The following is a 24572-nucleotide window of genomic DNA, read 5'->3' as shown; positions in this document are numbered from 1 at the left end:
TTCTGAGTACGAACGCTCATGCCGTCGACCTCGCCCGGGCGCTGGGATGAACCCATGCCGAACACCACCCTTGCCGAGCGTGCCCCCGGGGCGTGGATCGCTCCCCTGATCTCGACCCTGGTGACGCTCCCCGCGTCCTTCGTCGCCTACCTCATCGGCGGGCTCTCCCCGATGGCGTGCGACTCCTGCGGTGACGCGCAGGCCGACGCGTTCGACGCGAGCTACGGCGTCGCCTTTCCCGTTCTGCTGGGCGGGCTCGCCGTCGCCCTGGTGCTGCTGTTCGTGAGCTGGGCGCTGCCGTGGGAGCGGCGGCACAGGGACCGCCGCGCGATCTTCGCCCTCGCGGCTCCGTTGATGGTGCCGTTTGCCTACGTCGCCTTTGCGGCGTTGGTCGACTGGCCATAGGCAGACCCTGGGTAGGGCTTGGGGCAGACCCTGGGGTGCGCGGCCGCGGCACACGACCCCGAACCCCCGTTCTTCCCGTCGAACGCCCGTACCGGGTAAGTTCACGTGTGCATACGGTTGTTGACGGTGCACGTGTGACGGGGGTTGCGGTATGGCGGGGCATCGGCCGACGGATTGGCATGTCCTTGACCTGGACAAGGATCCGACGCCAGGTGATCCGGACCGGGTGCGGAAGCTGGCCAAGACGCTGCATGACTTCGCGGACGATGTCTCGGACGCGCTGCGGCTCATCAAGGGCATGTCGGATGAGAACACCCTGCTGGAGTGGGCGGGCAAGTCGGCGGAGGTGTTCAAGGAGGAGTTCGGCGGGGTTCCGAAGAACCTGAAGAAGCTGAAGAAGTCCTACGACCTGTGCGGGGATGCGCTGGCGGACTTCTGGCCGAAGCTGGAGCGCGCCCAGGCCCTGGCCGACCGGGCGCTGGCCAAGGCGCGGGAGGCCCAGGCCGACCTCTCCTCCGCCAACTCCCGTCTCTCCTCGGCCGATTCATGGGTGACGCGGGCGAACAAGGAAGCCGACAAGTACAAGGACGATCCCACCGGCAGCAAGTCCAGCGCCGACAAGCCGGACGAGGCGAAGGTCCGTGCCGCGACCCGGGATGCCCAGCACGCCCAGTCCGCCCAGACCCGGGCGCAGTCGGACGTCGACAGTGCCCAGGATGCCCTCGACGCGGCGAAGAAGATGGCCGCGGATGCCCGCAAGATGCGGGAGGACGCGGCCCGGGACGCCAAGTCGAAGATCGACGAGGCCTCGGACGCCGGTATCCAGAACCGCTCCTGGTGGGAGGAGGTCGGCGACTGGTTCACCGACAACTGGGACAACATCGTCGCCGCCTGCAAGATCGTCGTCGCGGTCGTGGGCATCGTCGCGATGATCATCGGTGGGCCGATCCTCGGCGCGATCGTGTTGATCGCCGCGGTCGTGGTGCTCGCGGACACGCTCTACAAATACTCCAAGGGCCAAGCCTCCCTGTGGGACGTCGGGTTCGCGGCGCTGGACTGCATACCCGGCATGAAGGGCCTGACCACGCTCGGCGGCCTCGCGAAGGGCATGAAGGCGCTCGGCAAGGGCGGGCTCAAGGCCATGGCCAAGGGACTGGGCAAAAACGGTCTGCGCAAGGGAGCCGACGACGCCATAGGGAAGGGCAAGCCGCCGAAGGGCCGCTGCAAGAACGGCGACCCCGTCGACATGGTGTCCGGCGAAATGCTGATGACGGCGACCGACGTGCTCCTCCCCGGGGTGCTGAGGCTCGGCGTCGCCCGTACGCACCTGTCGACGTATCGCTGGGGCCGCTGGTTCGGTTCCTCGTGGACCTCCACGCTCGACCAGCGACTGGAACTCGACGACGAGGGAGTGCTGTTCGCCACCGAGGACGGCATGATCCTGGTCTATCCGATCCCTCAGGACGACGGCGAGGTCATGCCGTTGGAGGGGCCCCGGTGGCCCCTGTCCTGGGACGACCGACGGCCGGGCGGCATGCGCGTCACGGATCCGAAGTCCGGGGTCGTCCGCTGTTTCGCTCCGGTGGAGAGCCCTGAGCACGACGTCACGTTCACCATGCCCATCCAGTCGCTGACCGACCGCAACGGCAACCGCGTCGACTTCGAGTACGCAGCGGACGGCAGGCCGCTCTCCCTGCGTCACTCCGGCGGCTACCACGTGGCGGTCGACTCGGCCGACGACCGTGTGACGGGGCTTTGTCTGATCGACTCCGGCGGTGCGCCGACGGTCCTGGTGCGCTACGGCTACGAGGCCGGCCGGCTCACCGAGATCTTCAACTCCACCGATCTGCCGTACCGGTTCACCTACGACATCGACGACCGCATCACCTCGTGGACCGACCGCACGGGCTCCTGGTACCGCTTCGCCTACGACGAGGCCCACCGTGTCATACGAGGTGAGGGTGTCGATTCCATCCTGAGCTGCACCATCTCCTACGACACGGAGAGCCGTACCACCCGTTACACGGACTCGCTCGGCCGCACCACGACGTACCACTACAACGACAGGCTGCAGCTCGTCTCGTCCACCAACGCGCTCGGCCAGTCACTGACGAACGAGTGGGACCGCCACGACCGTCTCCTCGCCCAGACCGACGCTCTGGGCCGGACCACCCGATACGCCTACGACGCCGCCGGCAATCTCACCACCATCACCCGTCCCGACGGCGCGGTCTCCGAGGCCGAGTACAACGAGCTGCACCAGCTGGTGCGCGCGGTCAGGCCGAGCGGAGCGATATGGCGGTACTCCTACGACCGCTTCGGGAACCACATCTCCTCCCTCGGACCCTCCGGTACCGAGACCCGCTACGAGTACGACCGGACCGGCGGCCTCGTCGCCGTGACGGACGCCATGGGGCGTACCAGCCGGGCTCGGTGTGACGCCGCGGGGCTGCCGATCGAGTTCATCGACGCCCGGAGTGCCGTGAGCCGCGTCGAGCGGGACCCCTTCGGCCGGATCAGCAGCTTCACGGACGCGCTGGGGCGTGTCACACGGCTGCGCACGAACGTCGAGGGAAGGACGGTGTGGCGCCGAACGCCCGACGGAACCGAGGAGTCCTGGACCTGGGACGCGGAAGGGAATCTGCTCTCGCAGACCGACTGCCTGGGGCGCACGACCACATTCGAGGTCGCTCCCTTCGGCCAGGTGGCCGCCCGTCGGCTCGCCGACGGCACCACCCACTCCTTCGCCTACGACACCGAGCTCAACCTGCTGCGGGTGACCGACCCCCAGAGCAACACCTGGCAGTACACCTACGACGAAGCCAACCGCCTCGTGTCAGAGACCGACTTCGGCGGACGCACCCTCAGCTACCAGCTGGACGCCATGGGCGACCTGATGTCCCGCGTCAACGGTGCCGGCGAGGCGGTCGTATTCCTCCGGGACGCCCTGGGCCGCACGGTCGAGGCGCAGTACGACGGCGTCGTCGCCCACTACACCTACGACACGGCAGGGCACCTGATCCGGGAGGACTGCCCGGACGTCAGTGTCGAGCGCACCTACAGCCCGGACGGCCTGCTCCTCGCGGAGAGCATCAACGGCAGGACGACGACGTACGAGTACGACGCGCTGGGGCGACGGGCCAGACGGCGTACCCCCACGGGGATCGAGTCGACATGGACGTACGACGAGGCGGGACGGCCCGTCGCGCTCGAGTCGGACGGCCGCCGTATCGGGTTCGACTTCGGCGATCAGGACCGCGAGACGGCCCGCCATCTGCCGGGCGGTGTCACCCTCGACCAGTCCTGGGACGACGCGGGCAGGCTCGCCGCCCAGCGGCTGTTCCGTTCCGCGGCCCCCGACGCGGACCAGGCCCTGCTGCAGGAGCGTGCCTACACGTATCGGGCGGACGGCATACCGACCGCGGTCGAGGAACTCAGCAGCGGGACACGGCGCTACGCCCTCGACGTGGCAGGCCGGGTCACCGCCGTGGAGGCACGCGGATGGCACGAGAGCTACCAGTACGACGCGCTGGGCAACCTGACGCGGGCGTCGAGCCCCGTGGCCGACGACGAGGGCGCGGACCGGACATTCACGGGAACGCGGATCAGGCGAAGCGGGCGCACCCACTACGAGCGGGACGGCGAAGGTCGCGTCATACGCACGGTTCAGCGCCTGCTCAACGGGCAGCGGCGGGTGCGGACGTACACCTGGAACAGCCGTGGTCAGCTCATCGGGGCGACGACTCCGGACGGGGACCGGTGGAAGTACCTCTACGATCCGGCCGGTCGCCGAGTGGCGAAACAACGGCTGGACGAGGGCGACAGGGTCGCGGAGGAGGTCCTCTTCTCCTGGGACGGCACGCGCTTGGCCGAACAACTGGCTCCCGACGGGCGTGCGACGACATGGGACTACACACCGGGCAGCCACCATCCGGTCACCCAGCTCGACCGGACAGCGGCGGACACGGAGGCGCGATTCCAGGCCATCGTCGCCGACCTGTCCGGCGCACCGGCCGAACTGGTCTCCGAGGAGGGCGAGGTGGTGTGGCAACGACGCACCACACTGTGGGGGAGCCTCCTCCCCGGCCAGGGAGCGCGGGCCGACGACAGTGACGACGTCGTATGTCCGCTCCGTTTCCCGGGGCAGTACGCCGACGACGAAACCGGCTGGCACTACAACTTCATGCGGCACTACGACCCGCTCACGGGCCAGTACGTCAGTCCTGACCCGCTGGGGCTCGCGCCCGCCACGAACGACAGTGCCTATGTCCCCAATCCGTACCGGTGGAGCGACCCGCTCGGTCTGTGGTGGCAGGACCCGAACAACAACAACCAGTTCGCGCGGGACCCGAGTCTCCCTGAGGGGGACCGGGAATACACGCGGGACAACCAGTACCCGTCCGGCTACCGTCAGTCCACGCATGACCACATGGTCACGAACTACACCGATGAGGGGCGGGCGCTCGGTGGAGTACCTCGTGACTCCGACAATCAGCGGATCCCGCGAGACCAGTTGACGTGGCGCAATGGCGATGGCCAGCTGATCTGGGACCCCCGAGCGGACAACACCAGGCCATTCCACCGTACGGTGACCTACGAACACCTGGACCCCGTGGTCCAGCACTGGAACGACGAGGGCCGCTTCACCGACCGTGCCACCCGAAATGACTTCTACAACAACACGGACAATCTCGAACCGATGGACGGACGTGAGAACTCCAGGGGCGGAGGACTGATGTCCGACACGTACCTGCAAGAGGTCGGAGAAGGGTACTCATGCGACTGATCACGGAGGATTCATGGACATCCGATCGGTAGTCACCACCTTCAAGGGCGTGGGTCCGCTCCCGGGACTGCCGGACAGCTGGCACTGGTCGCCGGCGCCGGGTATTGATTTCGCCGGGGCGCTGTCCGCGGACGGGAAACGACTGCTGCAACTCAGCAGCCGCGATTCTTACGACGAAGATCTGGCCTTGGCCACGCTGGCATTCGCGCGTGAGCATGAGGACGAGATCTTTGTCGCCAATCCCTTTCTGGGCTCACTGGACGGCTTCGGCCCCCCGGTCGGTCGTCACTTCGACGCGGTCGTGGGTATCGCGCCGGAGGTGCACGAGTTCTACCGGGTGGAGAAACCAGAGCTGACGCCGCACGTCCGGCTTGTCTTCCCGGCGTACGCCTGCGAGTTCTCCGGTGACGAAACGCTGGACGAGGCCATCACCCGGTACCGCATGCTCCGGCTGACCAACTTCGGCCGTGAGCCGCTCCCCTTCCTGAAGATGCGGTACATCAACACACGTACCCGTGGCCGCAGTACCAACCCCGGCCGCGGTTTCACGGCGCCGCGGCGCCTGGTGCAGGAACTCCGTCAGATGGAGGGCGGAGCGGGAAGCATCGTCGAGTTCGAGAACCGGCACAGTCACGTATGGCGCGTGATGTGGGACGGGGTGTGGCTCATCGCGGAGTGGGACAACCAGGACGGCACGCCGCGCGAGATCGGGATCGACGAACTCGTCGCCTTCGCCACGGCACGCCTGCGCGACTGATCCACCGATGACCCGCACGACCCCCGAGCGCCCCGTGGGCATCGAGGCGGTGATCCCCGAGCTGTCCGTACACCGCGGTCTCGGTACCCGGCTGCACCCACGGCCGGGCGCGCCGGGGCCGGAGCACAGTTCCGTCGCCGGACCCCTGCTCGACGCCGGAGCTCCGACGTCTCCGAGGTGCTGGCCGAGCAGCCCGAGCCGGTGGTCGTGGGCCGCGCCGAGTACGTACCGAATCCCTGTGTGCTGCACCCGGAACGGGTCACTGAGCACCAGTGGGGAGACCTGCTTCCCTACGCGATCCGCGAGCGCCTCGACGAGTGGGAGGACTGGGAGGACGAGGACGCCGTCAGCCATCAGTTCGATCTGTCCATTCCGCCGGGCTGGAGGTCGACAGCAGGGAGTGGGACGGGGGCACTCGCAGCTGGGTTCCCATCGAGGACCGTGCCGTGGTGAACACCGCCGCGAACACTCCGACCGGGGTCGTCGTGGGTCGCAACGGCCGTCTCATGATCTTCGTCTGCCCGCAGACCGGTCGCACCCGCATCGAACCGTTCTGCAGCAGGACCCCCGGCGGGCTTTCCGGGGGCGCTGCTACGAGGGTGCCGTGTGGACCGTGGGCCGGTCGGCAAATGAATGAGGAGCTCGATGGACAGGATGGTCTGTACGGCACCGCTTCCGCGGAACTTCCGCGTGTGGTCGCCGGATCGCCCGGAAGCCGGCTCGAGACCTCCGACGAGGACCTGACGGGCGGCGCGGACTACACCGACCACACGGCATGGCGGATCGCGGAGAAGGTCCTCCTGGCCGGCGTCAAGCACGACGACACCGAGGCGCCGGTTCAGCTGGTCGTGGTGTTGCGTGAGTACGGCACGGGTGAGGACGGCGACGCGGGGGAGTGGCTCTGACGGACGCCGGGAGGGGCCCTCTGGCGGTCCGGCCCATGACTGGCGGCCGGGCCCGAACCCCCTGCGGGATCGCGCGAGGGGAGTTTGACCTGCGTCACTCCCGGGGTATTCTCTCCGGCTCGATTGGCGGAGGCGCTGCCCCATATGGCAGACTGTCGGAGTTGCTCGGTCGAGTGTTGATGCTGCGCGCCTCCCGCCGGGAGGACCGGAAGCGAGTCCCACAGTACTCGTCGCCCTAACTGCCACACGGCAGCGCTGGGGCGGACGTACGGGAATCTTTCGGGAAGCAAGGTGCGGCGCCGACCAGGCACCCGGTGGATCTCTTTCTCAGGCAAGGGATGTTCGAACAAGGGACATCTGTGTCAGCGAAAGCGCGACACGCCCGACCGCGTGGGTCGGAGCGAGACGTCAGGAACGCCGGGTTCCAGAGCGTTTACGAGACAAAGGACTACTGAGTAGCCATGGCGGGACAGAAGATCCGCATCCGGCTCAAGGCCTACGACCACGAGGTCATCGACTCCTCGGCGAAGAAGATCGTCGAGACGGTGACTCGCACTGGTGCGTCGGTCGCGGGCCCGGTGCCGCTGCCCACTGAGAAGAACGTGTACTGCGTCATCAAGTCGCCGCACAAGTACAAGGACTCGCGCGAGCACTTCGAGATGCGCACGCACAAGCGCCTGATCGACATCCTCGACCCGACGCCCAAGACCGTTGACTCTCTGATGCGACTCGACCTCCCGGCCGGTGTCGACATCGAGATCAAGCTCTAAGGGTCGGTGATCTGAGAATGGCTAAGCAGATCAAGGGCATCCTCGGCGAGAAGCTGGGCATGACGCAGGTGTGGGACGAGAACAACCGTGTTGTTCCGGTCACCGTCGTCAAGGCCGGCCCCAACGTCGTCACCCAGGTCCGCACGAACGACGTCGACGGCTACGAGTCCGTCCAGATCGCGTTCGGCGAGATCGACCCGCGCAAGGTGAACAAGCCCCTCAAGGGCCACTTCGCCAAGGCCGATGTCACGCCGCGTCGCCACCTCGTCGAGATCCGCACCGCGGACGCCTCCGAGTACACCCTCGGCCAGGAGATCACCGCTGAGGTGTTCGAGGCCGGGATCAAGGTCGACGTGACCGGCAAGAGCAAGGGCAAGGGCTTCGCCGGTGTCATGAAGCGTCACAACTTCAAGGGCCTCGGCGCCGGACACGGCACCCAGCGCAAGCACCGCTCGCCGGGCTCGATCGGTGGCTGCGCCACCCCGGGTCGCGTGTTCAAGGGCCTCCGCATGGCAGGTCGTATGGGCAACGAGCGCGTCACCACCCAGAACCTGACCGTCCACGCCGTTGACGCGGAGAAGGGTCTGCTGCTCATCAAGGGCGCTGTCCCCGGTCCGAACGGCGGCCTCGTCCTGGTCCGCACCGCGGCCAAGGGGGCCTGAGGTACCGATGAGCACTGTTGACATCCTTTCGCCTGCCGGCGAGAAGACCGGAAGCGTCGAACTCCCCGCGGAGATCTTCGGCGTGGAGAAGGTCAGCATCCCGCTGATCCACCAGGTCGTCGTCGCGCAGAACGCGGCTGCCCGTCAGGGCACGCACAAGACCAAGACCCGTGGCGAAGTCCGTGGTGGTGGCAAGAAGCCTTACCGCCAGAAGGGCACCGGCCGCGCCCGTCAGGGCTCGACCCGCGCGCCGCAGTTCGCCGGTGGTGGCGTCGTGCACGGTCCCGTGCCGCGTGACTACTCGCAGCGGACCCCGAAGAAGATGAAGGCCGCGGCCCTGCGCCACGCCCTCACCGACCGGGCCCGCAACAACCGCATCCACGTCGTCACCGGCGTGATCGAGGGCGAGGCTCCTTCCACGAAGGCCGCCAAGTCGCTGTTCGGCAAGATCTCGGAGCGCAAGAACCTGCTCCTGGTCGTCGAGCGCGCCGACGAGGCCGCGTGGCTGTCCGCCCGCAACCTGCCCCAGGTCCACATCCTGGAGCCGGGCCAGCTGAACACGTACGACGTGATCGTCTCGGACGACGTGGTCTTCACCCAGGCCGCTCTCGAGTCCTTCGTCGCCGGCCCGAAGGCCAACGACACCGAAGGGACTGAGGTCTGATGGCCGTCCGTCACCCCTCTATCGCCTCCAAGGCGGCCAAGGCCGCCAAGGCCGCGCGCGTCGCCAAGGCGCGTCGTCACGCCGCCGAGGGCAAGAACACCGTCGTCACCGCGCCCAGCAAGGCGTTCACGGACCCCCGTGACGTGCTGCTGAAGCCGGTCGTGTCGGAGAAGAGCTACGCGCTCCTCGACGAGGGCAAGTACACGTTCATCGTCGCCCCCGACGCCAACAAGACCCAGATCAAGCAGGCCGTCCAGGCGGTCTTCTCGGTCAAGGTCACGGGCGTGAACACGCTCAACCGCCAGGGCAAGCGCAAGCGGACCCGCACCGGTTTCGGCCAGCGTGCCGGCTCCAAGCGCGCGATCGTGACCCTTGCTGAGGGCGACCGTATCGACATCTTCGGCGGTCCGACCGCGTAAGCGGGTCGGATCGTCCGATATCGGACGAGGACTGAGAAATGGGAATCCGCAAGTACAAGCCGACTACGCCGGGCCGTCGTGGCTCCAGCGTCGCCGACTTCGTCGAGGTCACGCGGTCCACGCCGGAGAAGTCGCTGGTCCGCCCCCTGCACAGCAAGGGCGGCCGTAACAACGCCGGTCGTGTGACCGTTCGCCACCAGGGTGGCGGACACAAGCGCGCCTACCGCGTGATCGACTTCCGTCGTCACGACAAGGACGGCGTGCCGGCGAAGGTCGCGCACATCGAGTACGACCCCAACCGCACCGCGCGCATCGCGCTGCTGCACTACGCCGACGGCGAGAAGCGCTACATCCTCGCCCCGCGCAACCTGCAGCAGGGTGACCGCGTCGAGAACGGTCCCGGGGCCGACATCAAGCCGGGCAACAACCTGGCCCTCCGCAACATCCCGGTCGGTACCACGATCCACGCGATCGAGCTCCGTCCCGGTGGCGGCGCCAAGTTCGCCCGCTCCGCCGGTGCCTCCGTGCAGCTGCTCGCGAAGGAGGGCCAGATGGCTCACCTCCGCATGCCTTCCGGTGAGATCCGCCTGGTCGACGTGCGCTGCCGCGCCACCGTCGGCGAGGTCGGCAACGCCGAGCAGAGCAACATCAACTGGGGCAAGGCCGGCCGTAAGCGCTGGCTGGGCGTCCGCCCGACCGTTCGCGGTGTGGCGATGAACCCGGTTGACCACCCGCACGGTGGTGGTGAGGGCAAGACCTCCGGTGGTCGCCACCCGGTCTCCCCGTGGGGTCAGAAGGAAGGTCGTACTCGTTCGCCCAAGAAGGCGTCGAACAAGTACATCGTCCGCCGCCGCAAGACGAACAAGAAGCGCTAGGAGCGGGTTTAGATGCCGCGCAGTCTCAAGAAGGGGCCCTTCGTCGACGACCACCTGATCAAGAAGGTGGACGCCCAGAACGAAGCCGGCACCAAGAACGTCATCAAGACCTGGTCCCGTCGCTCCATGATCGTGCCGGCCATGCTCGGCCACACGCTCGCGGTGCACAACGGCAAGACCCACATCCCGGTGTTCGTCACCGAGTCGATGGTCGGTCACAAGCTCGGCGAGTTCTCGCCGACTCGTACCTTCCGGGGTCACGTCAAGGAAGACCGGAAGTCGAAGCGCCGCTAGTAGCGGATCGCACTTCAGACACGTAAGTAACTGAGAGGGACAACCATGGAAGCCAGGGCCCAGGCGCGGTACATCCGCGTCACGCCCATGAAGGCCCGCCGCGTGGTGGACCTGATCCGTGGCATGGATGCCACGGAGGCTCAGGCTGTTCTGCGATTCGCTCCGCAGGCAGCCTCCGTGCCGGTCGGCAAGGTGCTCGACAGCGCCATCGCCAACGCCGCGCACAACTACGACCACACCGACGCCGACAGCCTCTTCATCTCCGAGGCCTACGTCGACGAGGGCCCGACCCTGAAGCGGTTCCGTCCGCGCGCCCAGGGCCGTGCCTACCGGATCCGCAAGCGGACCAGCCACATCACCGTGGTCGTCAGCAGCAAGGAAGGAACCCGGTAATGGGCCAGAAGGTTAACCCGCATGGGTTCCGGCTCGGTGTCACCACGGACTTCAAGTCCCGGTGGTACGCCGACAAGCTGTACAAGGACTACGTCAAGGAAGACGTCGCCATCCGTCGGATGATGACGTCCGGCATGGAGCGCGCCGGCATCTCGAAGGTGGAGATCGAGCGCACCCGTGACCGCGTCCGCGTGGACATCCACACCGCGCGTCCGGGCATCGTCATCGGCCGCCGTGGCGCCGAGGCCGACCGCATCCGCGGTGACCTCGAGAAGCTCACGGGCAAGCAGGTCCAGCTGAACATCCTCGAGGTCAAGAACCCCGAGACGGACGCTCAGCTGGTTGCTCAGGCCGTCGCCGAGCAGCTCTCCTCCCGCGTCTCCTTCCGTCGCGCCATGCGTAAGAGCATGCAGTCGGCGATGAAGGCCGGCGCCAAGGGCATCAAGATCCAGTGCGGTGGCCGCCTCGGTGGCGCCGAGATGTCCCGCTCGGAGTTCTACCGCGAGGGCCGTGTGCCCCTGCACACGCTCCGCGCGAACGTGGACTACGGCTTCTTCGAGGCCAAGACGACCTTCGGCCGCATCGGTGTGAAGGTCTGGATCTACAAGGGCGATGTCAAGAACATCGCCGAGGTCCGCGCCGAGAACGCCGCGGCCCGTGCGGGTAACCGCCCGGCCCGTGGTGGCGCCGACCGTCCGGCCCGTGGTGGCCGTGGCGGCGAGCGCGGCGGTCGCGGTCGTAAGCCGCAGCAGGCTGCCGGCGCCGAGGCCCCCAAGGCCGAGGCTCCCGCCGCCGCCGCTCCGGCTGAGAGCACCGGAACGGAGGCCTGACCGACATGCTGATCCCCCGTAGGGTCAAGCACCGCAAGCAGCACCACCCGAAGCGCCGTGGTCAGGCCAAGGGCGGTACGACGGTCGCGTTCGGCGAGTACGGCATTCAGGCCCTCACGCCGGCGTACGTGACCAACCGCCAGATCGAGGCGGCCCGTATCGCCATGACCCGCCACATCAAGCGTGGCGGCAAGGTCTGGATCAACATCTACCCGGACCGCCCGCTCACGAAGAAGCCTGCCGAGACCCGCATGGGTTCCGGTAAGGGTTCGCCGGAGTGGTGGATCGCGAACGTTCACCCGGGTCGGGTGATGTTCGAGCTGTCCTACCCGAACGAGAAGATTGCGCGTGAAGCTCTGACTCGTGCGGCCCACAAGCTGCCGATGAAGTGCCGGATCGTCAAGCGCGAGGCAGGTGAAGCGTGATGTCGGCCGGTACCAAGGCGTCCGAGCTGCGCGAGCTGGGCAACGAGGAGCTGCTGAACAAGCTCCGCGAGGCCAAGGAAGAGCTGTTCAACCTCCGCTTCCAGGCGGCGACCGGTCAGCTCGAGAACCACGGTCGGCTGAAGGCCGTCCGTAAGGACATCGCGCGGATCTACACCCTGATGCGTGAGCGCGAGCTGGGCATCGAGACGGTGGAGAGCGCCTGATGAGTGAGAGCAACGTGACTGAGCAGACTGCAGAGGCCCGCGGCTTCCGCAAGACCCGTGAGGGTCTCGTCGTCAGCGACAAGATGGACAAGACCGTCGTCGTCGCTGTCGAGGACCGCGTCAAGCACGCGCTGTACGGCAAGGTCATCCGCCGTACCAACAAGCTCAAGGCGCACGACGAGCAGAACGCCGCCGGCGTCGGCGACCGTGTCCTCCTCGCGGAGACCCGGCCGCTGTCCGCCACGAAGCGGTGGCGCGTCGTCGAGATCCTCGAGAAGGCCAAGTAATTTCCTGCGGGGATCATCCCGCAGGACAGTTCCGCCAGGCTCCGGGAGCCGCTCGCTGAGCGGCTCCCGGGGAACCGGCAGACAAACAGGAGATAGACGTGATCCAGCAGGAGTCGCGACTGCGTGTCGCCGACAACACTGGTGCGAAGGAGATCCTTTGCATCCGTGTGCTCGGTGGCTCCGGTCGCCGCTACGCGGGCATCGGTGACGTCATCGTCGCCACCGTCAAGGACGCGATCCCCGGTGGCAACGTGAAGAAGGGTGACGTCGTCAAGGCGGTCATCGTTCGCACCGTCAAGGAGCGCCGCCGTCCGGACGGCTCGTACATCCGCTTCGACGAGAACGCCGCCGTCATTCTGAAGAACGACGGCGACCCTCGCGGCACCCGCATCTTCGGCCCGGTCGGGCGTGAGCTGCGCGAGAAGAAGTTCATGAAGATCATCTCGCTGGCTCCGGAGGTGCTGTAAGCATGAAGATCAAGAAGGGCGACCTGGTCCAGGTCATCACCGGCAAGGACAAGGGCAAGCAGGGCAAGGTCATTGCCGCTTACCCGCGCGACGAGCGTGTCCTGGTCGAGGGTGTCAACCGGGTCAAGAAGCACACCAAGGCCGGCCCGACCGCTCGCGGTTCCCAGGCCGGCGGCATCGTCACGACCGAGGCCCCGATCCACGTCTCCAACGTCCAGCTGGTCGTGGAGAAGGACGGCAACAAGGTCGTCACGCGTGTCGGTTACCGCTTCGACGACGAGGGCAACAAGATCCGCGTTGCCAAGCGGACGGGTGAGGACATCTGATGGCTACCACCACGACTCCGCGTCTCAAGACGAAGTACCGCGAGGAGATCGCGGGCAAGCTGCGTGAGGAGTTCTCCTACGAGAACGTCATGCAGATCCCCGGCCTCGTCAAGATCGTGGTCAACATGGGTGTGGGCGACGCCGCCCGCGACTCCAAGCTGATCGAGGGCGCCATCCGCGACCTCACCACGATCACCGGTCAGAAGCCGGCCGTCACCAAGGCCCGCAAGTCCATCGCGCAGTTCAAGCTGCGTGAGGGCCAGCCGATCGGTGCCCACGTCACGCTCCGTGGCGACCGCATGTGGGAGTTCCTGGACCGCACCCTGTCGCTCGCGCTCCCGCGCATCCGCGACTTCCGTGGTCTGTCCCCCAAGCAGTTCGACGGCCGTGGCAACTACACCTTCGGTCTCACCGAGCAGGTCATGTTCCACGAGATCGACCAGGACAAGATCGACCGTACCCGGGGCATGGACATCACCGTGGTGACCACGGCGACCAACGACGCTGAGGGCCGCGCGCTCCTTCGTCACCTCGGCTTCCCCTTCAAGGAGGCGTGAGCGAGATGGCGAAGAAGGCTCTGATTGCCAAGGCTGCTCGCAAGCCCAAGTTCGGTGTGCGTGCGTACACCCGCTGCCAGCGCTGCGGCCGTCCGCACTCCGTGTACCGCAAGTTCGGCCTGTGCCGCGTGTGCCTTCGTGAGATGGCTCACCGTGGCGAGCTGCCGGGCGTGACCAAGAGCTCCTGGTAATCCCCGCTTTTTAGGGATTCCCGAAGCTCTCGGTAAGCATCTGGGTGGTCAGGGGCCCACCCCTCCATGGCTTAGGCTGGGAGGGTTGGGCGCCCTGACGCCCGTACGACTTACTACGCCGTAGGTCCACCGCACCGCACCCGCCTCGTCTCGGATCGAGGAGAGGGATGGGCACCTGGAAACCCCGGCGAGAGAGGCCGAAGGCCAATTCATGACCATGACTGATCCGATCGCAGACATGCTTACGCGTCTGCGGAACGCGAACTCGGCATACCACGACTCCGTGACGATGCCGGCATCGAAGATCAAGTCGCACATCGCGGAGATCCTCCAGCAGGAGGGCTTCATCACGGGCTGGAAGGTCGAGGACGCCGAGGTCGGCAAGAACCTCGTCCTGGAGCTGAAGTTCGGCCCCAACCGTGAGCGCTCCATCGCGGGCATCAAGCGGATCTCCAAGCCCGGTCTCCGGGTTTACGCGAAGTCCACCAACCTGCCCAAGGTCCTCGGTGGCCTCGGCGTGGCGATCATCTCCACGTCGCACGGTCTCCTGACCGACAAGCAGGCCGGCAAGAAGGGCGTGGGTGGGGAAGTCCTCGCCTACGTCTGGTAGCGGAAAGGAATCGGAGGAAAAAGCTATGTCGCGTATTGGCAAGCTCCCCATCACGGTTCCCGCCGGCGTGGACGTCACCATCGACGGCCGCACGGTCTCGGTCAAGGGCCCCAAGGGCTCGCTGACCCACACCGTCGCTGCGCCGATCGAGATCGCTAAGGGTGAGGACGGCGTTCTGAACGTCACCCGCCCGAACGACGAGCGTCAGAACAAGGCCCTGCACGGCCTGTCCCGCACGCTGGTGGCGAACATGATCACCGGCGTGACCGAGGGTTACGTGAAGAAGCTCGAGATCAGCGGTGTCGGTTACCGAGTGACCGCCAAGGGTTCGAACCTGGAGTTCGCTCTGGGCTACAGCCACCCGATCACCGTCGAGGCCCCCGAGGGCATCACCTTCAAGGTGGAGGCCCCCACCCGGTTCTCGGTCGAGGGCATCGACAAGCAGAAGGTCGGCGAGGTTGCGGCCAACATCCGCAAGCTGCGCAAGCCCGACCCGTACAAGGCCAAGGGCGTCAAGTACGAGGGCGAAGTCATCCGCCGCAAGGTCGGAAAGGCGGGTAAGTAAGCCATGGCATACGGACAGAAGATCCTCAAGGGCGACGCCTACAAGCGCGCCGCGATCAAGCGCCGTCACATCCGTATCCGTAAGAACATCTCGGGTACGGCTGAGCGTCCGCGTCTCGTAGTCACGCGCTCGAACCGCCACATCGTGGCCCAGGTCATCGACGACATCAAGGGTCACACCCTGGCGTCGGCGTCGACCCTGGACACCTCGATCCGCGGCAACGAGGGCGACAAGTCCGCGCAGGCCAAGTCGGTCGGCGCCCTGGTCGCCGAGCGCGCCAAGGCCGCCGGTGTCGAGGCTGTCGTATTCGACCGTGGTGGCAACCAGTACGCCGGGCGCATCGCCGCCCTGGCGGACGCCGCCCGCGAAGCCGGGCTCAAGTTCTGAGCCGCTCGTAGCTAGCGGAAAGAGAGAGGTAATCCAATGGCTGGACCCCAGCGCCGCGGAAGCGGTGCCGGTGGCGGCGAGCGGCGGGACCGTAAGGGTCGTGACGGTGGCGCTGCTGCCGCCGAGAAGACCGCTTACGTTGAGCGTGTCGTCGCGATCAACCGTGTCGCCAAGGTTGTGAAGGGTGGTCGTCGCTTCAGCTTCACCGCGCTGGTCGTGGTGGGCGACGGTGACGGCACCGTGGGTGTCGGTTACGGCAAGGCCAAGGAGGTGCCGGCCGCCATCGCCAAGGGTGTTGAGGAGGCCAAGAAGCACTTCTTCAAGGTCCCCCGTATCCAGGGCACCATCCCGCACCCCATCCAGGGTGAGAAGGCTGCCGGCGTCGTTCTGCTCAAGCCCGCGTCCCCCGGTACCGGTGTTATCGCCGGTGGCCCGGTGCGTGCCGTGCTCGAGTGCGCCGGTATCCACGACGTGCTGTCGAAGTCGCTCGGCTCCGACAACGCCATCAACATCGTGCACGCGACCGTGGAGGCCCTGAAGGGTCTGCAGCGTCCCGAGGAGATCGCGGCCCGCCGTGGTCTGCCCCTCGAGGACGTCGCTCCCGCGGCTCTTCTCCGTGCGCGTGCCGGGGCGGGTGCGTAATCATGGCGCAGCTCAAGATTACGCAGGTCAAGTCCTACATCGGCAGCAAGCAGAACCACCGTGACACCCTGCGTTCCCTTGGTCTCAAGGGCATCAACACGCAGGTCGTCAAGGAGGACCGCCCCGAGTTCCGCGGCATGGTGCACACCGTCCGCCACCTCGTGACGGTCGAGGAGGTCGACTGATCATGGCGGAGAACAACCCGCTCAAGATCCACAACCTCCGTCCCGCCCCGGGCGCCAAGACCGCCAAGACCCGTGTGGGTCGTGGTGAGGCGTCGAAGGGTAAGACGGCCGGTCGTGGTACCAAGGGCACGAAGGCCCGCTACCAGGTTCCGGAGCGCTTCGAGGGTGGGCAGATGCCCCTCCACATGCGTCTTCCGAAGCTGAAGGGCTTCAAGAACCCGTTCAAGACCGAGTTCCAGGTCGTGAACCTCGACAAGCTGGCCGCGCTCTACCCCGAGGGTGGCGAGGTCACGGTCGAGGGTCTGGTGGCCAAGGGCGCCGTTCGCAAGAACAGCCTCGTCAAGGTCCTCGGCCAGGGCGAGATCTCCGTGGCGCTGCAGGTGACGGTCGACGCCGTCTCCGGCTCCGCCAAGGAGAAGATCACCGCCGCCGGCGGCACCGTCACCGAGCTCGTCTGAACACCACAGGCGTCTCGATGACTTGAGCGATCCCGACCGGGGATACCCCACAAATGGGGTATCCCCGGTTGGTCGTTCCTAGGGTGGCAGTTGCGCCGGTAAGGTGGCCTGCACTGCCAACTTTCACAGGGTGCTTCACGTGGGGCACTCTGAGCGGCAGCTGGCCGTTACGTATTCGTCTTTATCCGTCGAACCTCAAGACCGTCACCTCTGACGCAGTAGCGCGGGGGTCGCAGGAGGCACCGTGCTCACCGCGTTCGCCCGGGCGTTCAAGACGCCCGACCTGCGCAAGAAGCTGCTCTTCACGCTGGGCATCATCGTGGTGTACCGGGTTGGTACCCACATCCCGATTCCGGGCATCGACTACAAGTCCGTTCAGCAGTGCGTCGACGAGGCGTCCGCAAACACGGGTCCTCTTGGGCTGATCAACATGTTCAGCGGCGGAGCGCTGCTGCAGATCACCATCTTCGCGCTCGGGATCATGCCGTACATCACGGCGAGCATCATCCTGCAGCTACTGACCGTCGTGATCCCGCGCCTGGAAGCCCTCAAGAAGGAGGGCTCGGCCGGTACGGCGAAGATCACGCAGTACACCCGCTACCTGACCGTGGCGCTCGCCATTCTGCAGGGCACCGGCCTCGTCGCCACCGCCCGCAGCGGCGCTCTGTTCCAGGGCTGCACCGCCGCGTCGGGAATCGTCCCGGACCGCTCGATCTTTGCCACCGTCGTCATGGTCATCACCATGACCGCCGGTACGGCCGTCGTCATGTGGCTCGGTGAGCTCATCACCGACCGCGGCATCGGCAACGGCATGTCGATCCTGATGTTCATCTCGATCGCCGCGACCTTCCCGGCCGCGCTGTGGTCCATCAAGAAGTCCGGCACGCTGGCCGACGGCTGGATCGAGTTCGGCACTGTCATCATCGTCGGCCTGGTCATGGTCGGCCTGGTGGTCTTCGTCGAGCAGGCCCAGCGCCGTATTCCGGTGCAGTACGCGAAGCGGATGATCGGCCGCCGCGCCTACGGCGGTACGTCCACGTACATCCCGCTGAAGGTGAACCAGGCGGGTGTGATTCCCGTCATCTTCGCGTCGTCGCTGCTCTACATCCCGGCCCTCATCGCGCAGTTCTCGAGTGGCACCTCGGGCTGGAAAACCTGGATCGAGCAGAACCTCGTCAAGGGTGATCACCCGATTTACATCACTTTGTACTTCCTGCTGATCGTGTTCTTTGCCTTCTTCTACGTGGCTATCTCGTTCAACCCCGAGGAAGTCGCCGACAACATGAAGAAGTATGGTGGCTTCATCCCGGGCATCCGGGCTGGCCGACCGACCGCTGAGTACCTCTCGTACGTACTCAACCGGATCACCTGGCCGGGTTCGCTGTACTTGGGCCTGATCGCTCTCGTCCCGACAATTGCGTTGGCTGGTTTCGGGGCAAACCAGAACTTCCCGTTCGGCGGTACCAGCATCCTGATCATCGTGGGTGTGGGTCTCGAGACCGTGAAGCAGATCGAGAGTCAGCTCCAGCAGCGCAATTACGAAGGGTTCCTCCGCTGATGCGAATCGTCCTCGTCGGGCCGCCTGGCGCCGGAAAGGGAACGCAGGCCACGCGCCTTGCCGAGAAGCTGCGTGTCCCGCACATCTCCACGGGCGACCTGTTCCGCGCCAACATCAGCCAGCAGACGGACCTGGGCAAACTCGCGAAGTCCTACATGGACGCCGGCAACCTCGTCCCCGACGAGGTCACCATCGCGATGGCGAAGGACCGTATGGAGCAGCCGGACGCCGTGAACGGCTTCCTGCTGGACGGCTTCCCGCGGAACGTCTCGCAGGCCGAGGCGCTGGACGAACTGCTCACCACCGAGGGCATCAAGCTGGACGCGGTGCTGGACCTGGAGGCCCCCGAGGAGGAGGTCGTCCAGCGGATCGCCGGCCGGCGAATCTGCCGTAACGACTCCTCGCACGTCTTCCACGTGACGTACAAGAAGCCGGCCGAGGAGGGCGTCTGCGACGTCTGCGGTGGCGAGCTGTACCAGCGTGACGACGACTCCGAGGACACGGTCCGCACCCGGCTCGAGGTCTACCACACGCAGACCGAGCCGATCATCGACTACTACAAGTCGCAGGGTCTGGTCGTCACGATCGAGGCCATGGGCCCGGTGGACGAGGTCACCACTCGTGCGCTGGCCGCGCTGAAGCGTGAGGGCGACGACCAGTAGTCGTCGTTCCTGGTACGGCCGTGGAGTCCCGAGGGACTGCACGGCCGTACTGTTGTGCAGGTAACCCGAACCGGTCGAGTGACGGAGAGCGCAGGACCCCCATGGTGCAGATCAAGAGCCCCGAGCAGATCGCAAAGATGCGTGCGGCGGGGCTGGTCGTCGCCGCCATCCACGCGGCCACGCGTGAGGCCGCCGTGCCGGGGGCGTCCACGAAGGATCTGGACGACGTCGCGCGCAAGGTGCTCGCCGAGCACGGGGCGAAGTCGAACTTCCTGGGGTACGGCGGCTTCCCGGCGACGATCTGCACCTCCGTGAACGAGGTCGTGGTCCACGGCATCCCGTCCGAGGACGTCGTCCTCAAGGACGGCGACATCATCTCCGTCGACTGCGGCGCGATCATCGACGGCTGGCACGGTGACGCCGCCTACACGGCCTTCGTGGGCTCCGGTCACGCTCCGGAGCTGATCGAGCTCTCCCGGGTCACGGAAGAGTCCATGTGGGCCGGTATCGCGGCCATGAAGCAGGGCAACCGCCTGGTGGACGTCTCCCGGGCCATCGAGACGTACATCCGCCGGCAGCCGAAGCCGGGCGGCGGCAAGTACGGCATCGTCGAGGACTACGGCGGCCACGGCATCGGCACCGAGATGCACATGGACCCCCATCTGCTGAACTACGTCGACCGGCGGCGGGGCAAGGGCCCGAAGCTGGTCCCCGGGTTCTGCCTCGCGATCGAGCCGATGGTGTCCCTGGGCACCCCCCGGACCGAGGTGCTCTCCGACGACTGGACGGTCATCACGACCGACGGGACGTGGTCCTCGCACTGGGAGCACTCCGTCGCGCTGACCGTGGACGGTCCGCTGGTGCTGACGGCTCCCGACGGGGGTAAGGCGAAGCTCGCGGAGTACGGCATCACGGCCGCTCCCGACCCGCTGGCCTGAGCGGTGTCGTGCTTAAGGATCTCCCCGTCGGGGCATCCTTCCTCGATTCGTCTTTCCGGGTGTGCTGACGTAGACTGACTCGTCGGCTCTCGTGCACCCGCATGTCCGCATGCCCCGCAAGGGAAAAGCGTGGGAGTCGATCAAGGTAGTCGATTCGAAGGGCGAAGCGTGGCCAAGAAGCAAGGTGCCATCGAGATCGAGGGCACTGTCGTCGAGTCTCTTCCGAACGCCATGTTCAAGGTCGAGCTCCAGAACGGCCACCAGGTCCTGGCACACATCAGCGGCAAGATGCGTATGCACTACATCCGCATCCTCCCTGACGACCGGGTCGTGGTGGAGCTGTCTCCGTACGACCTGACGCGTGGCCGGATCGTCTACCGGTACAAGTAGATCCCTCTGACTCGGAGAACCTCAATCCCATGAAGGTCAAGCCGAGCGTCAAGAAGATCTGCGACAAGTGCAGGGTGATCCGCCGTCACGGTCGGGTCATGGTCATCTGCGAGAACCCGCGCCACAAGCAGCGCCAGGGCTGATCGCCGACCTTTCCTCTGCATCCGCAGATTTTCGCGCGACGCGAGCTGAATTTGTTCATACGCAGGACCCAGGCGGCGTACGTCCGTCTGACACCCCCGGTTCGGAGGCTGGGGACCCAGTTCGTACCTGGTACGGCGGCTGGGAGTCGGTTCTGCGGCAGACCTCCGAAGATCACCAGGAGCCATTGAATGGCACGCGTTTCCGGTGTTGACATCCCGCGCGAAAAGCGCGTGGAGGTCGCCCTGACCTACGTGTTCGGCATCGGCCGGACGCTCTCCCAGCAGACGCTGGCCGAGACCGGCATCGACCCGAACACCCGCGTTCGCGACCTCTCCGAGGAGCAGCTCGTCGCGATTCGTGAGTACGTCGACAACAACATCAAGACCGAGGGTGACCTCCGTCGCGAGATCCAGGCCGACATCCGCCGCAAGGTCGAGATCGGCTGCTACCAGGGTCTCCGTCACCGTCGTGGTCTGCCCGTCCGCGGTCAGCGCACCAGCACGAACGCTCGTACCCGCAAGGGCCCGCGTCGCGCCATCGCCGGCAAGAAGAAGCCGGGCAAGAAGTAGTCCACAGCGGACTTCGCAGTCCAGCGGTCTTCGCTGTAGGACCGACCACCTCCCGTAGGAGTACAGATGCCCCCCAAGGGTCGTCAGGGCGCTGCCAAGAAGGTGCGCCGCAAGGAAAAGAAGAACGTCGCTCACGGGCACGCCCACATCAAGAGCACGTTCAACAACACGATCGTCTCGATCACGGACCCCTCGGGCAACGTGATCTCCTGGGCCTCCGCCGGCCACGTCGGCTTCAAGGGCTCGCGCAAGTCCACCCCCTTCGCCGCGCAGATGGCCGCCGAGTCGGCCGCCCGCCGCGCGCAGGAGCACGGCATGCGCAAGGTTGACGTGTTCGTCAAGGGCCCGGGTTCGGGTCGCGAGACGGCCATCCGTTCGCTGCAGGCGACCGGTCTCGAGGTCGGCTCCATCCAGGACGTCACGCCCACCCCGCACAACGGCTGCCGTCCGCCGAAGCGTCGTCGCGTCTGACCTCGCTTCACTCGGGCTTCTCGGGCGGTACGGCTCTGCAAGGGTCGTATCGCCCGTACCCTTGTAATACCTGTGCAGTACCTCAGGGCATCAAATAGTGGGTGCCCCTGAACTGAAGGAATCACATGCTGATCGCTCAGCGTCCCTCGTTGACCGAAGAGGTCGTCGACGAGTTCCGCTCCCGGTTCGTGATCGAGCCGCTGGAGCCGGGCTTCGGTTACACCCTCGGCAACTCCCTCCGTCGTACCCTCCTCTCCTCGATCCCGGGTGCCGCCGTCACCTCGATCCGGATCGACGGCGTGCTGCACGAGTTCACCACCGTGCCGGGCGTCAAGGAGGACGTCACCGACCTGATCCTCAACATCAAGCAGCTGGTCGTCTCCTCGGAGCACGACGAGCCGGTCGTGATGTACCTGCGCAAGCAGGGCCCGGGTCTGGTCACCGCCGCCGACATCGCGCCCCCGGCCGGTGTCGAGGTGCACAACCCCGACCTCGTCCTCGCCACGCTCAACGGCAAGGGCAAGCTGGAGATGGAGCTCACGGTCGAGCGTGGCCGTGGTTACGTCTCCGCCGTCCAGAACAAGCAGGTGGGCCAGGAGATCGGCCGTATCCCGGTCGACTCCATCTACTCGCCGGTTCTGAAGGTCACGTACAAGGTCGAGGCGACTCGTGTCGAGCAGCGCACCGACTTCGACAAGCTGATCGTCGACGTCGAGACCAAGCAGGCCATGCGTCCCCGCGACGCCATGGCGTCGGCCGGTAAGACCCTGGTCGAGCTGTTCGGTCTGGCCCGCGAGCTCAACATCGACGCCGAGGGCATCGACATGGGTCCGTCCCCGACGGACGCCGCCCTCGCCGCTGACCTGGCGCTGCCGATCGAGGAGCTGGAGCTCACCGTTCGGTCGTACAACTGCCTCAAGCGTGAGGGCATCCACTCCGTGGGTGAGCTCGTCGCCCGCTCCGAGGCCGACCTGCTCGACATCCGCAACTTCGGTGCGAAGTCGATCGACGAGGTCAAGGCGAAGCTGGCGGGTATGGGCCTGGCGCTCAAGGACTCGCCTCCCGGGTTCGACCCCACCGCTGCGGCGGACGCGTTCGGCGCGGACGACGACGCGGACGCGGGCTTCGTGGAGACCGAGCAGTACTAAGAGCTCGGGCCATGCGGTTCGATCTTGGGTGCGGGTGCGCTGTGCTTGATCGCGCAGTTCCCCGCGCCCCTTCCGAGCGGGCCCCTTCGGGGCCCTGCTCGGATCTCCGACGGGCAACCGCTCGCTCGGATACTGACCCCGGTACCTAGTACGGCCGGGGCAGACATACAGGAGAAACACCATGCCGAAGCCCACCAAGGGTGCCCGTCTGGGCGGCAGCGCCGCGCACGAGAAGCTGCTCCTCGCGAACCTGGCGAAGAGCCTCTTCGAGCACGGCCGCATCACCACCACCGAGGCGAAGGCCCGCCGTCTGCGGCCCTACGCCGAGCGTCTGGTCACCAAGGCGAAGAAGGGCGACCTTCACAACCGCCGCCAGGTGCTCCAGGTCATCACGGACAAGAGCATCGTCCACACGCTCTTCACCGAGATCGGCCCGCGGTACGAGAACCGTCCGGGTGGCTACACCCGTATCACCAAGATCGGTAACCGTCGTGGCGACAACGCGCCCATGGCTGTCATCGAGCTGGTCGAGGCGCTGACGGTCGCGCAGGAGGCCACCGGCGAGGCCGAGGCCGCCACCAAGCGTGCGGTCAAGGAAGACGCCCTGAAGAAGGACGAGGCTGTCGAGGCCAAGTCCGAGGACGTCGTCGAGGACGCCGCTGAGGCTCCCGCCGAGGAGTCGAAGGACGCGTAAGCGTTCCGAAGCGGGCCCGTTCCTTTTCTGGAGCGGGCCCGCTTTCGTGTTCCTGAGAGGATCTCCCTGTGAGTGAAGAAGCAGCGCCCGGGTTCGTACGTGTCCGTCTCGACCTCTCCTACGACGGGACCGACTTCCGTGGGTGGGCCAAGCAGGCCGGTGGGCAGCGGACCGTGCAGGCGGAGATCGAGGATGCGCTGCGGACGGTGACGCGGTCGGGGGAGACGACGTATGAGCTGACTGTGGCGGGGAGGACTGACGCCGGGGTGCACGCCCGGGGGCAGGTGGCCCATGTCGATCTGCCGGAGGCGCTGTGGGCGGAGCACCGGGAGAAGCTGCTGAAGCGGCTTGCCGGTCGGCTTCCCAAGGATGTGCGGGTGTGGGCGCTCACGGAGGCGGCCGAGGGGTTCAACGCCCGGTTCGCGGCGCTGTGGCGGCGGTATGTGTACCGGGTCGGGGACCGGCCCGGGGGTGTGGATCCGCTGCTGCGCAACCATGTGCTCTGGCACGACTGGGAGCTGGATGTCGATGTCATGGACGCGGCCGCGAAGTCGCTGGTCGGGGAGCATGACTTCGCCGCCTACGCGAAGAAGCGCGAGGGGGCCTCGACCGTGCGGGAGATCTTCGACTTCGGGGTGCGGCGGACCGAGGGCGGGGTCGTCGAGATCGAGGTCCGGGCCGACGCCTTCTGCCACAACCAGGTGCGGTCCATGGTGGGTGCGCTGCTGTTCGTGGGGGACGGGCACCGGGGTGTGGAGTGGCCGCGGAAGGTGCTGGACGCCGGGGTCAGGGACAGTGCCGTGCACGTCGTACGGCCGCATGGGCTGACGCTGGAGGAGGTCGCCTATCCGGCGGACGGGCTGCTTGCCGAGCGGCAGCGGCAGGCTCGGCGGGTGCGGGGGCAGGTGCACTAG

At 66.6% G+C, this 24572-nt stretch carries 36 protein-coding genes; all 36 read left to right on the top strand.

Features of this window, described 5'->3' with window-relative positions; genetic code table 11:
- Positions 1-54 precede the first annotated feature (54 nt).
- Positions 55-405 (top strand): hypothetical protein, encoded by a 351-nt coding sequence (locus PH203_RS22665; protein WP_289922214.1) that lies wholly within the window; start codon positions 55-57, stop codon positions 403-405.
- 151 nt (positions 406-556) lie between these two features.
- Positions 557-5191 (top strand): DUF6531 domain-containing protein, encoded by a 4635-nt coding sequence (locus PH203_RS22660; RefSeq protein WP_354671255.1) that lies wholly within the window; start codon positions 557-559, stop codon positions 5189-5191.
- A 13-nt stretch (positions 5192-5204) separates the two neighbouring features.
- On the top strand, positions 5205-5948 hold the full coding sequence (locus PH203_RS22655) for a hypothetical protein (protein ID WP_289922208.1): 744 nt from the start codon (positions 5205-5207) through the stop codon (positions 5946-5948).
- Positions 5949-6125: 177 nt separating this feature from the next.
- Positions 6126-6401, top strand: coding sequence for a hypothetical protein (locus tag PH203_RS22650; protein WP_289922207.1), 276 nt, complete (start codon positions 6126-6128; stop codon positions 6399-6401).
- Between the two features lie 239 nt (positions 6402-6640).
- Positions 6641-6853 (top strand): hypothetical protein, encoded by a 213-nt coding sequence (locus PH203_RS22645; RefSeq protein ID WP_289922204.1) that lies wholly within the window; start codon positions 6641-6643, stop codon positions 6851-6853.
- A 461-nt stretch (positions 6854-7314) separates the two neighbouring features.
- Positions 7315-7623 carry a 30S ribosomal protein S10 gene (gene rpsJ, locus PH203_RS22640; protein ID WP_003948644.1) on the top strand — a complete coding sequence of 103 codons (309 nt, stop codon included), beginning with the start codon at positions 7315-7317 and terminating at the stop codon, positions 7621-7623.
- A gap of 17 nt (positions 7624-7640) precedes the next feature.
- The gene (rplC, locus tag PH203_RS22635) at positions 7641-8285 is read left to right on the top strand and encodes a 50S ribosomal protein L3 (RefSeq protein WP_020135811.1); all 645 of its coding nucleotides are present in this window, start codon (positions 7641-7643) and stop codon (positions 8283-8285) included.
- A 7-nt stretch (positions 8286-8292) separates the two neighbouring features.
- Entirely contained in the window at positions 8293-8949 is a 657-nt protein-coding gene (gene rplD / locus PH203_RS22630) for a 50S ribosomal protein L4 (RefSeq protein ID WP_059192907.1), read from the top strand.
- Positions 8949-9368 carry a 50S ribosomal protein L23 gene (gene rplW, locus PH203_RS22625; RefSeq protein ID WP_289922199.1) on the top strand — a complete coding sequence of 140 codons (420 nt, stop codon included), beginning with the start codon at positions 8949-8951 and terminating at the stop codon, positions 9366-9368. The genes rplD and rplW overlap by 1 nt, the downstream gene beginning before the upstream one ends.
- 38 nt (positions 9369-9406) lie before the next feature.
- Complete coding sequence (rplB, locus tag PH203_RS22620; protein WP_059192905.1) at positions 9407-10243, top strand: 50S ribosomal protein L2; 837 nt, start codon at positions 9407-9409, stop codon at positions 10241-10243.
- 12 nt (positions 10244-10255) lie between these two features.
- The gene (gene rpsS / locus PH203_RS22615) at positions 10256-10537 is read left to right on the top strand and encodes a 30S ribosomal protein S19 (RefSeq protein ID WP_023547380.1); all 282 of its coding nucleotides are present in this window, start codon (positions 10256-10258) and stop codon (positions 10535-10537) included.
- Positions 10538-10582: 45 nt separating this feature from the next.
- The gene (rplV, locus tag PH203_RS22610) at positions 10583-10930 is read left to right on the top strand and encodes a 50S ribosomal protein L22 (protein WP_003974262.1); all 348 of its coding nucleotides are present in this window, start codon (positions 10583-10585) and stop codon (positions 10928-10930) included.
- Positions 10930-11760, top strand: a complete 831-nt coding sequence (gene rpsC, locus PH203_RS22605) for a 30S ribosomal protein S3 (protein WP_030317320.1) — start codon at positions 10930-10932, stop codon at positions 11758-11760. Before rplV ends, rpsC begins: the two co-directional genes overlap by 1 nt.
- Before the next feature lie 5 nt (positions 11761-11765).
- Positions 11766-12185 (top strand): 50S ribosomal protein L16, encoded by a 420-nt coding sequence (gene rplP / locus PH203_RS22600; protein ID WP_004927269.1) that lies wholly within the window; start codon positions 11766-11768, stop codon positions 12183-12185.
- Positions 12185-12409, top strand: coding sequence for a 50S ribosomal protein L29 (gene rpmC / locus PH203_RS22595; protein WP_010036720.1), 225 nt, complete (start codon positions 12185-12187; stop codon positions 12407-12409). Before rplP ends, rpmC begins: the two co-directional genes overlap by 1 nt.
- Positions 12409-12696, top strand: a complete 288-nt coding sequence (gene rpsQ, locus PH203_RS22590) for a 30S ribosomal protein S17 (protein ID WP_007384073.1) — start codon at positions 12409-12411, stop codon at positions 12694-12696. The genes rpmC and rpsQ overlap by 1 nt, the downstream gene beginning before the upstream one ends.
- A gap of 98 nt (positions 12697-12794) precedes the next feature.
- A complete protein-coding gene (rplN, locus tag PH203_RS22585) occupies positions 12795-13163 on the top strand; it encodes a 50S ribosomal protein L14 (protein ID WP_003998823.1) in 369 nt (122 codons plus the stop codon).
- A 2-nt stretch (positions 13164-13165) separates the two neighbouring features.
- Positions 13166-13489, top strand: a complete 324-nt coding sequence (gene rplX / locus PH203_RS22580; RefSeq protein ID WP_053674523.1) for a 50S ribosomal protein L24 — start codon at positions 13166-13168, stop codon at positions 13487-13489.
- Positions 13489-14046, top strand: coding sequence for a 50S ribosomal protein L5 (gene rplE / locus PH203_RS22575; RefSeq protein ID WP_003974255.1), 558 nt, complete (start codon positions 13489-13491; stop codon positions 14044-14046). The genes rplX and rplE overlap by 1 nt, the downstream gene beginning before the upstream one ends.
- A 5-nt stretch (positions 14047-14051) precedes the next feature.
- On the top strand, positions 14052-14237 hold the full coding sequence (locus tag PH203_RS22570) for a type Z 30S ribosomal protein S14 (RefSeq protein WP_003956452.1): 186 nt from the start codon (positions 14052-14054) through the stop codon (positions 14235-14237).
- Positions 14238-14448: 211 nt separating this feature from the next.
- A complete protein-coding gene (gene rpsH / locus PH203_RS22565) occupies positions 14449-14847 on the top strand; it encodes a 30S ribosomal protein S8 (RefSeq protein WP_007384075.1) in 399 nt (132 codons plus the stop codon).
- A 25-nt stretch (positions 14848-14872) separates the two neighbouring features.
- Positions 14873-15412 (top strand): 50S ribosomal protein L6, encoded by a 540-nt coding sequence (gene rplF, locus PH203_RS22560; protein ID WP_289922194.1) that lies wholly within the window; start codon positions 14873-14875, stop codon positions 15410-15412.
- A 3-nt stretch (positions 15413-15415) separates the two neighbouring features.
- Positions 15416-15799, top strand: coding sequence for a 50S ribosomal protein L18 (gene rplR / locus PH203_RS22555; protein ID WP_059192903.1), 384 nt, complete (start codon positions 15416-15418; stop codon positions 15797-15799).
- Positions 15800-15835: 36 nt separating this feature from the next.
- Positions 15836-16441, top strand: a complete 606-nt coding sequence (gene rpsE, locus PH203_RS22550) for a 30S ribosomal protein S5 (protein WP_019753099.1) — start codon at positions 15836-15838, stop codon at positions 16439-16441.
- Between the two features lie 2 nt (positions 16442-16443).
- On the top strand, positions 16444-16626 hold the full coding sequence (rpmD, locus tag PH203_RS22545; protein WP_003974250.1) for a 50S ribosomal protein L30: 183 nt from the start codon (positions 16444-16446) through the stop codon (positions 16624-16626).
- A gap of 2 nt (positions 16627-16628) precedes the next feature.
- Entirely contained in the window at positions 16629-17084 is a 456-nt protein-coding gene (gene rplO, locus PH203_RS22540) for a 50S ribosomal protein L15 (RefSeq protein ID WP_003974249.1), read from the top strand.
- Between the two features lie 244 nt (positions 17085-17328).
- Positions 17329-18642: a preprotein translocase subunit SecY gene (gene secY, locus PH203_RS22535; protein ID WP_289922192.1), complete on the top strand. Its 1314-nt coding sequence runs from the start codon at positions 17329-17331 to the stop codon at positions 18640-18642.
- Positions 18642-19304, top strand: a complete 663-nt coding sequence (locus PH203_RS22530; RefSeq protein WP_289922189.1) for an adenylate kinase — start codon at positions 18642-18644, stop codon at positions 19302-19304. The genes secY and PH203_RS22530 overlap by 1 nt, the downstream gene beginning before the upstream one ends.
- Positions 19305-19405: 101 nt before the next feature.
- On the top strand, positions 19406-20242 hold the full coding sequence (gene map / locus PH203_RS22525) for a type I methionyl aminopeptidase (RefSeq protein ID WP_289922187.1): 837 nt from the start codon (positions 19406-19408) through the stop codon (positions 20240-20242).
- 168 nt (positions 20243-20410) lie between these two features.
- Positions 20411-20632: a translation initiation factor IF-1 gene (gene infA, locus PH203_RS22520; protein WP_003948620.1), complete on the top strand. Its 222-nt coding sequence runs from the start codon at positions 20411-20413 to the stop codon at positions 20630-20632.
- Between the two features lie 29 nt (positions 20633-20661).
- The gene (gene rpmJ, locus PH203_RS22515) at positions 20662-20775 is read left to right on the top strand and encodes a 50S ribosomal protein L36 (RefSeq protein ID WP_003998809.1); all 114 of its coding nucleotides are present in this window, start codon (positions 20662-20664) and stop codon (positions 20773-20775) included.
- Positions 20776-20964: 189 nt separating this feature from the next.
- A complete protein-coding gene (gene rpsM / locus PH203_RS22510; RefSeq protein ID WP_020135802.1) occupies positions 20965-21345 on the top strand; it encodes a 30S ribosomal protein S13 in 381 nt (126 codons plus the stop codon).
- A gap of 66 nt (positions 21346-21411) precedes the next feature.
- Positions 21412-21816, top strand: coding sequence for a 30S ribosomal protein S11 (gene rpsK, locus PH203_RS22505; RefSeq protein WP_003956432.1), 405 nt, complete (start codon positions 21412-21414; stop codon positions 21814-21816).
- Between the two features lie 125 nt (positions 21817-21941).
- On the top strand, positions 21942-22964 hold the full coding sequence (locus tag PH203_RS22500) for a DNA-directed RNA polymerase subunit alpha (RefSeq protein WP_003966937.1): 1023 nt from the start codon (positions 21942-21944) through the stop codon (positions 22962-22964).
- Between the two features lie 181 nt (positions 22965-23145).
- Positions 23146-23658: a 50S ribosomal protein L17 gene (gene rplQ / locus PH203_RS22495; protein ID WP_289922174.1), complete on the top strand. Its 513-nt coding sequence runs from the start codon at positions 23146-23148 to the stop codon at positions 23656-23658.
- Between the two features lie 68 nt (positions 23659-23726).
- Positions 23727-24572 carry a tRNA pseudouridine(38-40) synthase TruA gene (truA, locus tag PH203_RS22490; RefSeq protein ID WP_289922172.1) on the top strand — a complete coding sequence of 282 codons (846 nt, stop codon included), beginning with the start codon at positions 23727-23729 and terminating at the stop codon, positions 24570-24572.

The organism is Streptomyces sp. S.PB5 (genome assembly GCF_030403745.1).
Taxonomy (GTDB): Bacteria; Actinomycetota; Actinomycetes; order Streptomycetales; family Streptomycetaceae; genus Streptomyces.
The sequence above is the reverse complement of the archived record's forward strand: the minus strand, read 5'-3'. Positions and strand labels throughout refer to the sequence as shown.

Excerpts from the sequence above, each read along its gene's own strand:
- rpmJ (WP_003998809.1), top strand. The coding sequence starts at position 20,662 with ATGAAGGTCAAGCCGAGCGTCAAGAAGATCTGCGACAAGTGCAGGGTG.
- rplX (WP_053674523.1), top strand. The coding sequence starts at position 13,166 with ATGAAGATCAAGAAGGGCGACCTGGTCCAGGTCATCACCGGCAAGGAC.
- rpmD (WP_003974250.1), top strand. The coding sequence starts at position 16,444 with ATGGCGCAGCTCAAGATTACGCAGGTCAAGTCCTACATCGGCAGCAAG.
- rpmC (WP_010036720.1), top strand. The coding sequence starts at position 12,185 with ATGTCGGCCGGTACCAAGGCGTCCGAGCTGCGCGAGCTGGGCAACGAG.
- PH203_RS22660 (WP_354671255.1), top strand. The coding sequence starts at position 557 with ATGGCGGGGCATCGGCCGACGGATTGGCATGTCCTTGACCTGGACAAG.
- rpsC (WP_030317320.1), top strand. The coding sequence starts at position 10,930 with ATGGGCCAGAAGGTTAACCCGCATGGGTTCCGGCTCGGTGTCACCACG.
- rplV (WP_003974262.1), top strand. The coding sequence starts at position 10,583 with ATGGAAGCCAGGGCCCAGGCGCGGTACATCCGCGTCACGCCCATGAAG.
- PH203_RS22665 (WP_289922214.1), top strand. The coding sequence starts at position 55 with ATGCCGAACACCACCCTTGCCGAGCGTGCCCCCGGGGCGTGGATCGCT.
- rplE (WP_003974255.1), top strand. The coding sequence starts at position 13,489 with ATGGCTACCACCACGACTCCGCGTCTCAAGACGAAGTACCGCGAGGAG.
- PH203_RS22530 (WP_289922189.1), top strand. The coding sequence starts at position 18,642 with ATGCGAATCGTCCTCGTCGGGCCGCCTGGCGCCGGAAAGGGAACGCAG.
- map (WP_289922187.1), top strand. The coding sequence starts at position 19,406 with ATGGTGCAGATCAAGAGCCCCGAGCAGATCGCAAAGATGCGTGCGGCG.
- rplD (WP_059192907.1), top strand. The coding sequence starts at position 8,293 with ATGAGCACTGTTGACATCCTTTCGCCTGCCGGCGAGAAGACCGGAAGC.
- rplR (WP_059192903.1), top strand. The coding sequence starts at position 15,416 with ATGGCATACGGACAGAAGATCCTCAAGGGCGACGCCTACAAGCGCGCC.
- rpsQ (WP_007384073.1), top strand. The coding sequence starts at position 12,409 with ATGAGTGAGAGCAACGTGACTGAGCAGACTGCAGAGGCCCGCGGCTTC.
- PH203_RS22655 (WP_289922208.1), top strand. The coding sequence starts at position 5,205 with ATGGACATCCGATCGGTAGTCACCACCTTCAAGGGCGTGGGTCCGCTC.
- rplW (WP_289922199.1), top strand. The coding sequence starts at position 8,949 with ATGGCCGTCCGTCACCCCTCTATCGCCTCCAAGGCGGCCAAGGCCGCC.
- PH203_RS22500 (WP_003966937.1), top strand. The coding sequence starts at position 21,942 with ATGCTGATCGCTCAGCGTCCCTCGTTGACCGAAGAGGTCGTCGACGAG.
- rpsK (WP_003956432.1), top strand. The coding sequence starts at position 21,412 with ATGCCCCCCAAGGGTCGTCAGGGCGCTGCCAAGAAGGTGCGCCGCAAG.
- rpsE (WP_019753099.1), top strand. The coding sequence starts at position 15,836 with ATGGCTGGACCCCAGCGCCGCGGAAGCGGTGCCGGTGGCGGCGAGCGG.
- rpsJ (WP_003948644.1), top strand. The coding sequence starts at position 7,315 with ATGGCGGGACAGAAGATCCGCATCCGGCTCAAGGCCTACGACCACGAG.
- rpsS (WP_023547380.1), top strand. The coding sequence starts at position 10,256 with ATGCCGCGCAGTCTCAAGAAGGGGCCCTTCGTCGACGACCACCTGATC.
- rpsH (WP_007384075.1), top strand. The coding sequence starts at position 14,449 with ATGACCATGACTGATCCGATCGCAGACATGCTTACGCGTCTGCGGAAC.
- rpsM (WP_020135802.1), top strand. The coding sequence starts at position 20,965 with ATGGCACGCGTTTCCGGTGTTGACATCCCGCGCGAAAAGCGCGTGGAG.
- rplP (WP_004927269.1), top strand. The coding sequence starts at position 11,766 with ATGCTGATCCCCCGTAGGGTCAAGCACCGCAAGCAGCACCACCCGAAG.
- rplF (WP_289922194.1), top strand. The coding sequence starts at position 14,873 with ATGTCGCGTATTGGCAAGCTCCCCATCACGGTTCCCGCCGGCGTGGAC.
- rplQ (WP_289922174.1), top strand. The coding sequence starts at position 23,146 with ATGCCGAAGCCCACCAAGGGTGCCCGTCTGGGCGGCAGCGCCGCGCAC.
- PH203_RS22570 (WP_003956452.1), top strand. The coding sequence starts at position 14,052 with ATGGCGAAGAAGGCTCTGATTGCCAAGGCTGCTCGCAAGCCCAAGTTC.
- rplC (WP_020135811.1), top strand. The coding sequence starts at position 7,641 with ATGGCTAAGCAGATCAAGGGCATCCTCGGCGAGAAGCTGGGCATGACG.
- rplO (WP_003974249.1), top strand. The coding sequence starts at position 16,629 with ATGGCGGAGAACAACCCGCTCAAGATCCACAACCTCCGTCCCGCCCCG.
- rplB (WP_059192905.1), top strand. The coding sequence starts at position 9,407 with ATGGGAATCCGCAAGTACAAGCCGACTACGCCGGGCCGTCGTGGCTCC.